This window comes from Mesorhizobium sp. ESP6-5 (assembly GCF_020164695.1).
In the GTDB taxonomy this organism is placed as follows: Bacteria; Pseudomonadota; Alphaproteobacteria; order Rhizobiales; family Rhizobiaceae; genus Mesorhizobium; species Mesorhizobium australicum.
Window position 1 is genome coordinate 217,636 of the sequence record NZ_JAIUGR010000011.1, and the last position, 14,122, is coordinate 231,757.

General features: G+C 64.0%; 12 protein-coding genes. 8 read left to right on the forward strand and 4 right to left on the reverse strand.

Annotation, left to right across the window (positions count from 1 at the left end):
* The first annotated feature begins 13 nt into the window (after positions 1-13).
* Complete coding sequence (locus tag LB524_RS19850) at positions 14-2,203, forward strand: anthranilate synthase (RefSeq protein WP_015316024.1); 2,190 nt, start codon at positions 14-16, stop codon at positions 2,201-2,203.
* Between the two features lie 5 nt (positions 2,204-2,208).
* Positions 2,209-3,156: a cation diffusion facilitator family transporter gene (locus tag LB524_RS19855; RefSeq protein ID WP_140617656.1), complete on the forward strand. Its 948-nt coding sequence runs from the start codon at positions 2,209-2,211 to the stop codon at positions 3,154-3,156.
* A gap of 171 nt (positions 3,157-3,327) precedes the next feature.
* Here LB524_RS19855 and LB524_RS19860 read toward each other — a convergent pair whose 3' ends face one another.
* Complete coding sequence (locus tag LB524_RS19860; protein WP_224529530.1) at positions 3,328-4,425, reverse strand: hypothetical protein; 1,098 nt, start codon at positions 4,423-4,425, stop codon at positions 3,328-3,330.
* Positions 4,426-4,526: 101 nt separating this feature from the next.
* On the opposite strand from LB524_RS19860, the gene LB524_RS19865 reads away from it, so the two are divergent.
* The 4 genes from LB524_RS19865 to LB524_RS19880 all read left to right on the forward strand — a co-directional run bounded on the left by LB524_RS19865 (position 4,527) and on the right by LB524_RS19880 (position 7,369).
* A complete protein-coding gene (locus tag LB524_RS19865) occupies positions 4,527-4,964 on the forward strand; it encodes a DsrE family protein (protein WP_140617654.1) in 438 nt (145 codons plus the stop codon).
* A gap of 69 nt (positions 4,965-5,033) precedes the next feature.
* Positions 5,034-5,819: an SDR family NAD(P)-dependent oxidoreductase gene (locus LB524_RS19870; protein ID WP_224529532.1), complete on the forward strand. Its 786-nt coding sequence runs from the start codon at positions 5,034-5,036 to the stop codon at positions 5,817-5,819.
* A 58-nt stretch (positions 5,820-5,877) separates the two neighbouring features.
* On the forward strand, positions 5,878-6,186 hold the full coding sequence (locus LB524_RS19875; RefSeq protein ID WP_023770344.1) for a putative quinol monooxygenase: 309 nt from the start codon (positions 5,878-5,880) through the stop codon (positions 6,184-6,186).
* Positions 6,187-6,265: 79 nt separating this feature from the next.
* Positions 6,266-7,369, forward strand: a complete 1,104-nt coding sequence (locus tag LB524_RS19880) for an AbrB family transcriptional regulator (protein ID WP_224529534.1) — start codon at positions 6,266-6,268, stop codon at positions 7,367-7,369.
* Between the two features lie 23 nt (positions 7,370-7,392).
* Here LB524_RS19880 and LB524_RS19885 read toward each other — a convergent pair whose 3' ends face one another.
* Positions 7,393-8,280 carry a LysR family transcriptional regulator gene (locus LB524_RS19885; RefSeq protein ID WP_041163681.1) on the reverse strand — a complete coding sequence of 296 codons (888 nt, stop codon included), beginning with the start codon at positions 8,278-8,280 and terminating at the stop codon, positions 7,393-7,395.
* 143 nt (positions 8,281-8,423) lie between these two features.
* Here LB524_RS19885 and LB524_RS19890 point away from each other — a divergent pair, with 143 nt between their 5' ends.
* Positions 8,424-9,959, forward strand: a complete 1,536-nt coding sequence (locus LB524_RS19890) for an MFS transporter (RefSeq protein WP_224529536.1) — start codon at positions 8,424-8,426, stop codon at positions 9,957-9,959.
* A 39-nt stretch (positions 9,960-9,998) separates the two neighbouring features.
* On the opposite strand, the gene LB524_RS19895 is transcribed toward LB524_RS19890, so the two are convergent.
* A complete protein-coding gene (locus LB524_RS19895; RefSeq protein ID WP_140721604.1) occupies positions 9,999-10,775 on the reverse strand; it encodes an esterase family protein in 777 nt (258 codons plus the stop codon).
* Between the two features lie 3 nt (positions 10,776-10,778).
* Positions 10,779-11,945: an ATP-grasp domain-containing protein gene (locus LB524_RS19900; protein WP_140617648.1), complete on the reverse strand. Its 1,167-nt coding sequence runs from the start codon at positions 11,943-11,945 to the stop codon at positions 10,779-10,781.
* 401 nt (positions 11,946-12,346) lie between these two features.
* Here LB524_RS19900 and leuA point away from each other — a divergent pair, with 401 nt between their 5' ends.
* Positions 12,347-14,086, forward strand: a complete 1,740-nt coding sequence (leuA, locus tag LB524_RS19905; RefSeq protein WP_224529537.1) for a 2-isopropylmalate synthase — start codon at positions 12,347-12,349, stop codon at positions 14,084-14,086.
* Positions 14,087-14,122 lie beyond the last annotated feature (36 nt).

Genomic DNA, 14,122 nt, shown 5'->3' on the forward strand with positions numbered 1-14,122 from the left:
GATGGAGACGGCAATGACGTTGAAGGTTCTGGAAAACGGCGCTGAAAGCTTCGCGACGGCGGGTGGCATCACCATCACCCGCGAGCGCCACGACCGCCCCTATGAAGGCGCGATCGACACTTATGTCGAGGGACTGAACTCGCGCCGGGGCGCGGTATTTTCCTCGAACTACGAATATCCCGGCCGCTACACGCGCTGGGATACGGCCATCATCGATCCGCCGCTGGTCATCTCGGCACGCGGCCGCGCCATGCGTATCGAGGCGCTGAACGGCCGTGGCGAGGCGCTGTTGCCGGTCATCGGCAGGACACTGGGCGGCCTCGCCGAGGTCACGATCGCCGAGACCTCGAAAAAGCTGATCCGTCTCGATGTCGCCAAGCCCGGCCGTGTCTTCACCGAGGAGGAACGCAGCCGCGTTCCCTCGGTCTTCACCGTGCTGCGCGCCATCACCGCGCTGTTCAAGACGGCGGAAGACGCCAATCTCGGTCTCTACGGCGCCTTCGGCTACGACCTTGCCTTCCAGTTCGACCCGGTCGACCACACGCTCGTGCGCAAGCAAAGCCAGCGCGACCTGGTGTTGTTCTTGCCCGACGAGATCCTGGTCGTCGACCACTACTCGGCCAAGGCCTGGACCGACCGCTACGACTATGCGGGCGAAGGTTTTTCGACCGAAGGCCTGCCACGCGACCAAATCGCCGAGCCGTTCAGGACCGCCGACCGCATCCCGCCACGCGGCGACCATGAGCCCGGCGAATACGCCAATCTGGTGCGCCGCGCGATGGACTCGTTCAAGCGTGGCGACCTGTTCGAGGTCGTCCCCGGCCAGATGTTCTACGAGCGCTGCGAGACCCAGCCCTCCGAGATTTCGCGCAAGCTGAAGTCCATCAACCCGTCGCCCTATTCCTTCTTCATCAACCTGGGCGAGAACGAATACCTGATCGGTGCGTCGCCGGAGATGTTCGTGCGCGTCAACGGCCGCCGCGTCGAGACCTGTCCGATCTCCGGCACTATCAAACGCGGCGACGACGCCATCTCCGATAGCGAGCAGATCCTGAAGCTGCTCAATTCGAAGAAGGACGAATCCGAGCTCACAATGTGCTCGGATGTCGATCGCAACGATAAGTCCAGGGTCTGCGAGCCGGGCTCTGTACGCGTCATCGGCCGCCGCCAGATCGAGATGTATTCGCGCCTGATCCACACCGTCGACCACATCGAGGGCCGCTTGCGTGAAGGCATGGACGCTTTCGACGCGTTTCTCTCGCACGCCTGGGCGGTCACCGTCACCGGCGCACCGAAACTGTGGGCCATGCGCTTCATCGAGCAGAACGAGAAAAGCCCGCGCGCCTGGTATGGCGGCGCGATCGGCATGGTCAACTTCAACGGCGACATGAATACCGGCCTTACCTTGCGCACCATCCGCATCAAGGACGGCATCGCCGAGGTTCGTGCCGGCGCTACATTGCTCTTCGACAGCATTCCAGAGGAAGAAGAAGCTGAAACCGAACTGAAGGCATCCGCCATGCTCTCCGCGATCCGCGACGCCAAGACGGGCAATTCGACCAGCACCGAGCGCACCACGGCGCGCGTCGGCGACGGCGTCAACATCCTTTTGGTCGACCACGAGGATTCCTTCGTCCATACGCTGGCCAACTACTTCCGCCAGACCGGCGCCAATGTCTCGACCGTGCGCTCGCCGGTGCCGGAGGAAGTCTTCGACCGGCTGAAGCCCGACCTCGTCGTGCTGTCACCCGGACCCGGCACGCCGAAGGACTTCGACTGCGCCGCGACCATCAAAAAGGCGCGCGCGCGCGACCTGCCCATCTTCGGCGTGTGCCTCGGCCTGCAGGCACTGGCGGAAGCCTATGGCGGAGAACTCAGGCAGTTGCACATTCCCATGCACGGCAAGCCGTCGCGTATCCGCGTCTCGAAGCCGGGCATCATCTTCTCCGGCCTGCCCAAGGAAGTCACCGTCGGCCGCTACCACTCGATCTTCGCCGATCCGGTACGCCTGCCCGACGATTTCATGGTTACGGCCGAGACGGAAGACGGCGTCATCATGGCCTTCGAGCACCGCAAGGAGCCGATCGCCGCGGTCCAGTTCCACCCGGAATCGATCATGACGCTCGGCCACAATGCCGGCATGCGCATCATCGAGAACATCGTCGCGCATTTGCCGCGAAAGGCCAAGGAAAAGGCAGCCTGACGCCAATGGCCGAAGCCGAGAACACGATGGCGATCGCAGCCAGGGCGGCCGCGAAGCGCAAGGTCGCCAACCTTGCCTTCTGGTCGATCGTGGTCGCTTTTGTCGTGCTCGCGCTGAAAGCCGCCGCCTGGTACGTGACCGGCTCCGTCGCGCTCTATTCGGACGCGCTGGAATCGATCGTCAACGTCATCGCGTCGATTGCCGCTTTCTGGGCGATCCAGGTCAGCCACAAGCCGGCCGACCAGGATCACCCCTTCGGCCATCACAAGGCCGAATATTTCTCCGCCGTGCTGGAAGGCGTGCTGATCGTGCTCGCCGCGCTTTTGATTCTGAACGAAGTCTGGCGCTCCTGGCAGGCCCCGGCGCCGCTCGAACAGCCTTGGAAAGGCCTTGCCGTCAACGGCGTCGCCACCGTCATCAACGCCTTCTGGGCCTGGATGCTGATCCGCACGGGCCGGGCGGAGAAATCGCCGGCGCTGGTCGCTGACGGCAATCACATCATGACCGATGTGGTGACGTCGGTCGGCGTCTTCGGCGGCCTCGTCGGAGCGATCCTGACCGGCTGGCAGATCCTCGACCCGGCATTGGCCGTCATCGTCGCGCTCAACATCCTGTGGCAGGGCTGGCATGTCATCGGCTCGTCGATGAACGGCCTGATGGACCGGGCCGTCGACACGGCGGAGCACATGCGCATCCGCGACATCATCTCGGCCAATTGCAAGGGCGCCATGGAGGTGCACGACCTCAAGACCCGCATCGCCGGCCGCGCCACCTTCATCGAGTTCCATCTGGTCGTAGACGCCGACATGTCGGTCGGCGCCAGCCATGTCATCTGCGATCGCATCGAAGACGCGCTGAAGGCCGAACTCCCCTCGGTGCGGGTGACCATCCATGTCGAGCCCGACGACGAAGCCAAGCTGCCCAAGGGCACGACCGCGGTGCCGTTCGCCTGAGGCGGGTCACTGTCGCTGACCTTGGAAGAGCAATTCCAAGAAAGCGTGAGCGGCTTTCCGTCCGGAATTGCGTAAAAACAAAGAGCTAACCGGAGTTTCTCGACTTCGTCATCCTTGGGCGAAGCAGGAGCGCAGCTCCGTAGCGGCGACCCAAGGATGACGAAACGCTGGTTACGGCGCGCAGGCGGATTGTGGCATTGGCTCCAGCCGATAGACCTTGTCGTCGGACATCGTCTTGCCGTCGGCCGCCTTCGAGCACAGGTCGACGACCGCCAGGCTGCTGTTGGGATTGGCAAGCGTGATGGCGCCGTTGGCGCCGCGCTTGAGGAAGATTTCCTTTTGCGCGATGTCGCAGGAGAAATTGCTCGTCTTCGAACTCGCGGCACAACGCCATTGATCGGCCTCGCCCTGGCATGAATAAGTCTGCGTGACCTTGGCTCCCTTCTGCCGCGTCGTGACCGAGACCACGATGTCGGCGCCGTCGGGCCAGCTCGCGGCGTCGCCTCCCGAGGCGAAGGACGCCAGTTCGACCGGTCCTCGAAACACCCGGATCGACTGCGTCAGTTGCTCGGGATGCGAACTCATATGCGCAGCGTCATAGTCGCGCCCGTAGCAGAAGGCCTGGTCTGGCTTCAGCCGCTCGCGCAGCGGCGGCCCGAGCGCCGGGTCGATCGGATCGATGCGGGCGAATTCAGCCTTGCAGGTCGCCGCCGGCATCGGATCGAGGCGGAAATTGTCGTCTTCCTTGCCAAGCGCCTGCCTGTCGTATTCAGCCGCGCCGAGTTCTTCTTCCGAACCGGCGTCGAGGTAGATATCGGACGACAGGTCCGACAGGATCAGCCGACCCTTGCCGTCGACCTTCAGCGACGCCAGCGTACGGTCGCAGTCCATGCCGCAACGGATCGGGCCCGATTTGCCATCCTCGGACTCGTGATTGCACCAGCCTCCGGCCCATTCCGGCGCCTTGGCGCCACGCACCGTGGTGGTGAGGAACCCATTGTAGGAAGTATCGGAATTCGCGTTCGGTTCCTCATTCGGACGGCTGACCGGATCATGGCCGTAGTAGAAGAAAATCCGCGTCACCTTCTGCTTCGGACGCGCCTTGAGGTGCGCCGCGTCATAGACCCGGCCGAAACAGGCGTCCGCCCCGTTGGGGCTGAGTTCGGTGAGTTTGAGCGCATTGTCGGCAAAAGCAGAACCCACAAGTCCGCCAAGCAGTGCGGCGCCAAATCCGGCGCTGGCAAACGTCTTCCATTCCCTGAACGCCATGTGCCCCTCTCCGCATCGACAGGACGTAACGTCAATTTATGCTAGTATTGCGGCCGCGGCCACGCAAATCGCGCTGAGCCGGCAAGCCAGGGAGGCACGCCATGCGCCGACGTGACATGTTCCACGCGGCTCTCGCCGGAGCCGGGACGCTTCTAGGCCTGCGGGCGGTGCAGGCGGCAACCACCGAGCCTGCCAGGCTGAAGGTCGCCTATCACCTCAGCGACCTCGACAAGGTCAATTTCGTGCTCGGCAACATCAAGAACCACTATGAGGGCACGGGCGGCAACGTCGATATCGCGCTGGTCGTGCATGGTCCGGCGCTTGCCGGCTTCAAGTCGAAGGGCATATCGGCGGCGGTTTCGGGGCGCTTTACCGGTCTTGTCCAGCAAGGGCTCGACCCGCATGCCTGCGGCAACACCATGCACGGCATGGATATTACGCTCGCCGATTTGCTCGACGGCTTCCATGCCGCCGACAGGGGTGGCGTCGTCAAGCTCGCCGAACTGCAAAGCCAGGGCTATGTCTATCTCAGGCCTTGAAGCGGCACTGACTTGAATGCAAGGGTGGCAACACCCGCCAAGAAACTTGGATCCCCCGGAGGAACAGCAGTGCCAGAGACAGCCCTTGGTCTTGTCATCCCCGACCTCGCCGGCAAGGCGGTGCTGGTCACCGGCGCCTCGACCGGCATCGGCGCGGCGCTCGCGCTCGCTTATGCCGAGCAGAAATGCAAGGTGGCGCTGCACTACAATTCCAGCCGCGACGCCGCCGAGAAACTCGGCCAGACCATTCGCGGCGGCGGCGGTGAGGTGTTCCTCGTCCAGGGCGACTTTTCTGTCACCGCCGATGTCGAACGCGTCGTCGAGGACAGCGCGCGGCATTTCGGCCGGCTGGACGGGCTGGTCAACAATGCCGGCGGCATGCTTGGCCGCGTGCCCTACGCCGAGCAGACCGAGGCGCATTACGACGCGGTGATGGACCTCAACGCACGCTCGGTGCTGACCGCCTCGCGTAAGGCGATCCCGTGGCTGAAAAAACAGGGCGGCTTCATCGTCAACACCTCGTCGATCGCCGCGCGCAACGGGGCGGGCGGCGGCGCCGGCCTTTACGGCTCGGCCAAGGCCTTCGTCTCCAACGTGACGCGCGGCATGGCCAAGGAACTGATCGGCTTCGGCATCCGCGTCAACGCCGTGGCGCCGGGCACCATCCTTACCCCCTTCCACGAACGCTATTCGACCGACGAGCAGATGAAGGGCATGGTCGCCACCATCCCGCAGGGCCGTGCCGGCACGGCGCAAGATTGCGTCGGCGCCTATCTGTTCCTCTCATCGGACCTGTTGAGCGGCTACGTCACCGGCCAGGTGATCGAAGTCAATGGCGGCCAGTTGATGCCTTGACCGGCGACCGGCATACTGGACACACTCCTTTCGCGCCAACCCAGGGGGAGACGAGGACATGTATGGACTGATCGGCAAGATGCGGGCGGCGCGTGGCCAACGCGACGCAGTCATGACCGTGCTGCGTGAGAGCACTGGCGCCCTGCCCGGCTGCCTGAGCTATATCATCGCCACCGATCCGGCCGATGCCGACGCGATCTGGGTGACCGAGGTGTGGACCGATCAGGCGAGCCACAAGGCCTCGCTGCAGCTTCCCGAAGTCCAGGCGGCGATCGCCAAGGCGCGCCCCTTCATCGGCGGCTTCGAATTCCAGGTGGAAACGCATCCGGTGGGCGGCTTCGGCTTGGCTGAAGCCAAAACGGGCTAAGGCGGGCGCCCGAGGCGGAAACGTGCTTTTTCAGGCGCACTTGCGTTCGCATTTTTCGCGTCTGGGGTTAGACCAGAACATGGATTCCGAGGCCGAGCAGCCATCTTCCGACCAACCCGCCATCGAGCGCATGACGCGGCTGAGCAAGCCTTGGCAGTGGCTCATCCTGCTGGTCATCTCCGCGCTCTTCGCCGGCGCGCTGGAACTCGCCGCTTTGCCGGCGGCGCTGCTGATCGGACCGATGCTGGCGGCCATCGTCGCCGGCACCAACGGTGCCGCGGTGCGTGTGCCGCGGCTTCTGTTCGGCGCCGCCCAGGCTGTCGTCGGCTGCCTCGTCGCGGCTTCGATCTCGGCCGATATCTTCCCGGTCTTCTACAAGGAATGGCCGCTGTTCCTCGGCTTGGTGATCGCCACCGTCGCGGCCTCGAGCCTGCTTGGCTGGCTGATCAGCCGCTGGCGCATCCTGCCGGGCACCACCGCCGTCTGGGGTTCTTCGCCGGGGGCCGCCACCGCCATGGTGCTGATGGCCGGCGCCTTCGGCGCCGACCAGCGCCTTGTCGCCTTCATGCAGTATCTGCGCGTCATCTTCGTCTCGATGACGGCAGCCCTCGTCGCCAAGATGTGGGTCGACACCTCAGGCATCGAGGTCCCGCCCGTCGTCTGGTTCCCCGAGATCGATCCGCAACCCTTCGCCGCCACCATCGGCATGGCGCTCGTCGGCGGCCTCGCGGGCAGGCTTTGCCGGCTGCCTTCGCCCTTCTTCCTCGGCAGCTTCATCTTCGGCACAGCCATCCACCTCGGCCTCGGGGTGCCGATGCAATTGCCGCAATGGCTGCTGGCGGTCAGTTACGCGATGGTCGGGTGGGCGATCGGCCTGAACTTCACCAGGCCGATCCTGCGCCACGCGGCACGCGCTTTGCCGCAGATCATCGCTTCGATCGTCGCGCTGATCGCCTTTTGCGGCGGCCTTGCCTTCCTCATCAGCCGGCTCGCCGGCGTCGACCCGCTGACCGCCTATCTGGCGACCAGCCCTGGCGGCATGGACAGCGTCGCCATCATCGCCGCCGCCGCGCAGAACGTCGACATCTCCTTTGTCATGGCCCTGCAGTCGGCGCGCTTCCTGATCGTGCTGCTTGTCGGCCCGAGCATTGCCCGGCTGGTAGCCAGAAGCATCAGGGAATGATGAGGGCTGCCACCAGGGCACCGCTATCGCGCGGCTGCCAGGCGTTCGGGCAGGAAATCGACGAAGACGCGCACCTTTGGCGACAGATGGCGATTGGAGGGCCATAGCATCCGGAACTGGCCACGGCCGTCGACATGATCGTCGAGCACGGTGCGCAGCCGGTCCTCGCGCAACGCGTCCCGCACCAGGAAATCGGGCATGCAGGCGATGCCGAGTCCGGCGATCGTGGCGCCTTTCAAAGCTTCCATGTTGTTGCAGGTCAACATTGAACGGATCAGCGGTTGGGCGCTCCCGGTAATGAACGGCCAGTCCAGCAGCCTGCCGCTGTTGAGATAGCGGAAGTTTATGCCGAAATGCCTGATGAGATCCGCCGGCACGCCGGGAGTGCCATGGCGGTCGAGGTAGGAGGGTGCCGCGCACAGCAGCATGCGGAAGGGCGCAATGGGTCTGGACACCAATCGTGAATCGGGCAGCTCGCCGCTGCGGATGGCGACGTCGATGCCTTCCTCGATGACGTCGACGATCCGGTCGTTGAAATCGATATCGAGCTCGATCTCGGGATAGCGGGCCATGAACTCCGACAGCACCGGCAGCAAAAGATGGTAGGTGACGATCGGGGTCGAGACGCGCAACCGCCCACGCGGCGTCTCCCTTGTCCGCGACAGCATTGCCTCGGCATCGTCGATGTCGTCGAGGATGCGCCGCACGCGGTCGTTGAACAGCTTGCCCTCCTCCGTCAGGCCGATCCGCCGCGTGGAGCGCTGCAGCAGCCGCACGCCGAGTTCCTGTTCGAGCCGCGCGACGCTTTTGCCGACCGCTGAAGCGGAGATGCCGAGCGCCCGGCCGGCGGCGACGAAGCTGCCGAACTCGGCAGTGCGGGCGAAAGCCAGAAGGCCGCTGAGGCGATCCATCATGCTGCTCCATTCGAGCGTTTCAGTCCGTTATATCAGGATATTTAATACTATTATTCCTGATCTGTCTCTGACCTATCTTGGTCCGCATGATCGGCGCCGCGGTTGCGCGCCGGCGCAGACCGCTCAGATAGGAAAAACCCATGACCTTGAAGACCACCACCGGCCCGGCCGGGCGATGGCTCGTGCTCTTGTCGGTATGCCTTGCCGCGATGACGATGCCTCTGACCTTCACCGGCCCGGCCGTCGCGCTCTCCCGCATCGCGGCCGATCTCGGCGGCAGCCCGATCACGCTCAACTGGGTGACCAACGCCTTTATGCTGACCTTCGCCGCCAGCCTGATGGCGGCCGGAGCGCTGGCCGATAATCATGGCCGCAAGCGGATCTTCCTCGTCGGTCTTGCCCTCTACATATTCGCTTCGCTCGGCGCGATGCTGGCGTCCGACATCGCCTGGTTCGACATCTTCAGGGCCGCGCAAGGGCTCGGCAGTGCCTTGGCCTTCGCCGGCGGCGCCTCCGCACTTGCCCAGGAATTCGAGGGACCATCGCGGCTGCGCGCCTTCTCCTTCCTCGGCACCAGTTTCGGCATCGGGCTGGCCTTCGGCCCGATCGCCTCCGGCCTGCTCATCGCCGCCTTCGGCTGGCGGTCGATCTTTGTTCTGGTGATGGCGCTCGCGGCTGCCTCGGCAACCCTCGGCGTGCGCACCATCAGGGAATCGCGTGATCCGGATGCGACCGGCCTCGACTGGGCGGGCGCCGCCACGTTCACCTTCGCGCTGGCCTCGCTGACCTATGGCGTGCTCCAGGCACCCCAGAGCGGCTGGACCGACCCGCTGGTGGCAACGCTTCTCGGCGTCGCCGTCCTTTGCTTTGTGCTGTTTGTCGTCGCCGAGCGGCGCGTGCGCCGGCCGATGCTCGATCTTACCCTGTTTCGCTTTCCTCGCTTCGTCGGCGTCCAGTTTCTTGCGGCGGCGCCCGCCTATGGCTTCGTCGTCCTGCTCGTACTTTTACCGATCCGCTTCATCGGCATCGAGGGGATGAGCGAGATCAAGGCCGGGCAATTGATGATCTGCCTCTCCGGACCGTTGCTGTTCCTGCCCTTGCTCGCCGGCCAGCTGGCGCGCTGGATCGCTCCAGCCACGATCTGCGGCGTCGGCCTGTTCGTCGCGGCGGCCGGCCTGGTCTGGCTGAGCCTGACGCCCCCGGTTGACGTTGCGCTGGTCGCGCCACTGATCTTGATCGGCGTCGGCATCGCCTTGCCTTGGGGGTTGATGGACGGGCTCGCCGTCAGCGTCGTGCCGACAGAGCGGGCCGGGATGGCGGTCGGCATCTTCAACACCACCCGTGTCGCTTGCGAAGGTGTGGCGCTGGCCATCGTCATGGCGACGCTGTCAGGCTTCACCGCCGCGCAACTCGCCGCTCGGGGCGCTGCGCCTTCCAGCGACGCGGCCGCCGCGGCGCAATTGCTGGTGACCGGCAATCTCGGTGGAACCGCGCACCGTTTGCCGGCGGCCGGCGCCGCCGTGCTGGTCGAGGCCTACGAAACGGCGTTCGACAGGCTACTGATCGTGCTGGCGGCAATCACCATCGTCACCGCCCTCGTCGTCTTTCTCGGCCTGCGCCGCGGATCCGCGGCGGAGCACCAGACCGCATCCCTGCCAGCCTGCCAGGAAGGGTAGGCGTCAGCCATTCGCAGGCCGGCTGAATATCAATGCACCTTAGTCCAGCCTGTGCATCAGATCGTCATCCAGCCAGCGGCCGAAGAAATAAGCCAGCTGCTTGTGCCACCACGGCCAGTCATGGCTGACGTCGCCGCCCCAATAGTCGACCCAGGCCGGAATGGATTTGTCGCGCAGGATCTGTTCCAGCTGGCGCGTCTCGACCAGCATGCGCTCTTCCCATGCGCCCTGCCCGCAGCAGAAGATCAGCCTGAGCGCCTTCAGCCGCGCCAGCAGTTTCGGGTCGACGATCCCTGGCAGATAATCGAGCGGCGAGTTGTAGAAGATGTCGCCGTCGAGCGCCTTGCCAAAGAAATCGCGGGCCGAATAGACACCCGACAGCGAGATGACGCCGCTGGCGAGCTCGGGAAACCGGAAGACGAAGTTCGAGGAATGGTAGCCGCCCATCGAACAGCCCGAGAACAGCGGCTTCAACCGCCGTCCGCCATTGGCTTGCGCGGCGGTTTCCAGGAATTCCGGCAGCGCCTCCTCGCGCAGATAACGGAAATAGGCCTCGTGCCGGTCGATGCGATGCACGGCATCGACATCCCTGGCGAAGAAGGATTCTGTATCGATGCCGTCGACGGTGAACAGCTGGATGCGGCCGGTATCGATGAACTCGGCGAGCGCCCCCACTCCGCCGGAATCCTCGAACTGGTAGAACCGGCCCTGCGAGGTCGGGAACACCACGACTGGCCGGCCGGCATGCCCGTAGCGCTTGTACTCCATGTCGCGGCCGAGATTGCGGGCGAAGACCTTGTGATAGGAAATGTCCATGCCTCAAGCCTTTTCGGCGTGGATATAGGCCACCGCCTCGCGCAGATCAGCCTGATCCTTCGAGCGCATCTGGTAGGCGTAATTTCCCATGGCCCGGCTGAAAACCTCTTCTATCGGCTGATGATGGACGATCTTGTCGCGGTGGGCGGCTAGCACGTCCGCATGGCTGTGCAAATAGTCGAGGTGGCGCTTGCGGCTGGCATAGGCGGTGAAATACTTGCCCTCATAGGGGCCGCCGACGGCATCCTTGACCACCATGTCCGCCCATGCCGCGTAGACATCGATGTCGAACGTGTAGTTGATCGCGTCGGTCATCCAGGCGCCGGGCGGCCGCATGTTGACCTCCAGCGCGATGATGCGGTCGTCCCTGGTCTCGAACAATTCGATATGGAAAAAGCGTTCGCGCACGTCGAATGCTTTCAGGATCTTGCGGCCGGCCTCCTCGACGGCAGGCCTGATCCGGGGAAAGCAGGTGTAGCTCATGTGGCGGTCCTTGTTGACCACGTCCATGACGCTCTGGTCGTAGCGATGGCTGGCCGCCAGCACCACCTCGCCGTCGCGGTTGATCAATCCGTCATAGGTCACCACCAGCCCTTCGATGAACTGCTCCATGACGAAGGTCACGTCCTCCGGCTTGTCCCGGAAGAACTGGTCGAGCTCTTTCGGATTGGAGATCTTGAACGTGTTCGAGGCGCCGGAGCCCGAATCCGGCTTCACCACCACGGGGTAGCCGACGCGGCGGATGAAGGTCATGGCGCCGGCCCGGTCGGAGCATTTGCGCTGCGCGATCGTCTCGACACCGCTCTTGCGGAAGAAGGCGCGCATGCGGCTCTTGCGCTTCAGATTCTTCACGAAATCGAGCTTGGTGCCGTAGATGTTGAAGTCGGTGCGGATGTTGGCTTCCAGCTCCAGCCAGTGCTCGTTGAGCGATTCGAACCGGTCGATGCGGCCCCATTTGTGGATGAAATGGCCTATCGCCCGGAACACCGGCTCGTAATCCTCCATGTCGGCGACGCGATAGTATTCCGAAAGCGCCTGCTTCAGCTTGCCGTCGAGCGCATCGTAGGGCGCATCGCCAATGCCGAGCACGGTTGCACCGGCCTTCTTCAGCCGGTCGCAGAAATCGGCGCCATTGGCGGGAAAATGCGGCGAGAAGAACACGAAATTCATGAACGCCCCCTGCCGACGGCACCCCGCCGGAAGCCAAGTCTGGCGCATTTGCGGCGCGCGGGGAAGAGCATCCGCGTTAAGATAAAATTCGACGGGGGCCGGCCCGCTTGCCTCCAACAGGCCGCTCCTGTATGAGAGCGGCCATGAATACGCGCGCCACCACCGCTTCCCGTCAGACCGGCTTTGCCGGCGAGACCGTGCGCGCGCTTGCCTCGACCCTGCTTCTTCTCGGCCTTATCGGCGATCGCCGGGTTCGCTGAAGGAGCGCCCGGCGGTCGAACCGCCGCGCAAGCGCATGCTCCTTGGCAAATCATATCAAGCGAACGAAATTCTGGTAAAGGCGCCGCTTGGCTCCACATCCGCCTGAAAGGTGGACCCGCCAGCCGCCGGGAGAAACAACGATGAACGCACGAGAAGACATCCGCGCCAGCGAGGCCGCGACCGGCAAGCAAGTTGGCCGGGGCATGCCGGACGCAGCCCGCAAATATCAACCCTACCCGACCGTCGGCCTCACCGACCGGACCTGGCCCTCGAAGGTGATCGACAAGGCGCCGATCTGGTGCTCGGTCGACCTGCGCGACGGCAACCAGGCGCTGATCGATCCGATGGGCCACGAGCGCAAGGCGCGCATGTTCGGCCTGCTGCTCGACATGGGCTTCAAGGAAATCGAGATCGGCTTCCCCTCGGCTTCGCAGACCGATTTCGACTTCGCGCGCTGGTGCATCGAGCAAGGCAACGTGCCGGCCGATGTGTCGTTGCAGGTGCTGGTGCAGTGCCGGCCTGAACTGATCAGCCGCACCTTCGAGGCGCTGAAGGGCGCCACCAACCCGATCGTGCATTTCTACAACTCGACCAGCGAGTTGCAGCGTCGCGTCGTCTTCGAGAAAGATGTCGGCGGCATCAAGCGTATCGCGACCGACGCGGCCAAGATGATCACCGACATGGCTGCCAAGGCCGGCGGCGGCTATCGCTTCGAATATTCCCCGGAGAGCTTTACCGGCACCGAACTCGAGGTCGCGCTGGAGATCTGCAACGCCGTCACCGAGATCGTCAGGCCGACGCCCGACAACAAGCTGATCGTCAACCTGCCGTCGACGGTCGAGATGTCGACGCCCAACATCTATGCCGACCGCATCGAGTGGATGTGCCGCAATCTCGACAACCGCGAAAACCTGATCATCTCGCTGCATCCGCACAATGATCGTGGCACCGGCGTCGCCACCACCGAACTTGGCCTGATGGCTGGCGCCGACCGCGTCGAGGGCACGCTGTTCGGCAATGGTGAGCGCACCGGCAATGTCGACATCGTCACCTTGGCGCTCAACATGTACACGCAAGGCGTCGATCCGGGCATCGACTGCTCCGACATCAACCGGATGAAGGATGTCTACGAATATTCGAACCAGCTGAAGATTCCCGAGCGCCACCCCTATGTCGGCGAACTCGTCTACACTGCTTTTTCCGGCTCGCACCAGGACGCCATCAACAAGGGCATGAAGGCCTTGAAGAAGGCCAACACACCGCACTGGGAAGTGCCATACCTGCCAATCGATCCGGCCGATGTCGGCCGCAGCTATGAGGCCATCATCCGCATCAACTCGCAGTCGGGCAAGGGCGGCATTGCCTATGTGTTGCAGGCCGATTACGGCCTCAATTTGCCGCGCAACCTGCAGATCGAATTCAGCCAGGCTATCCAGGCGATCACCGACGCCGAAGGCAAGGAAGTGCCGGCCAAGCGTATTCATGACCGCTTCCTCGAAACCTATGTCGACCAGCCTGGCGCCCGCCTGAAATTCCTCGACCATCACACTTATCCGGCCACCGAGGTGAAGGGCCGGCGCGTGGTCGAGGCCGTCATCCTCGACAACGGCAAGGAAGTGACGATATCAGGCACCGGCACCGGCCCGATCGACGGCTTCGTCGATGCGCTGTCACGCCATGTCGGCGTCGAGATGTCGGTGCTCGATTATTCCGAGCATTCGATGCAGCGCGGCTCGAATGCGTCGGCTATCTCCTATGTCGAGATGGAATATCCCGGCGGCAAGCTGTTCGGCGCCGGCATCAACACCAACATCGTCGCTGCCTCACTGGAAGCGGTAACGTCAGCGGCCAATCGAATCGTCGGCCGCAACGCGCGATAGTTTACCGTCGGGGGGGGGGGGGGGGGGGGGGGGGGG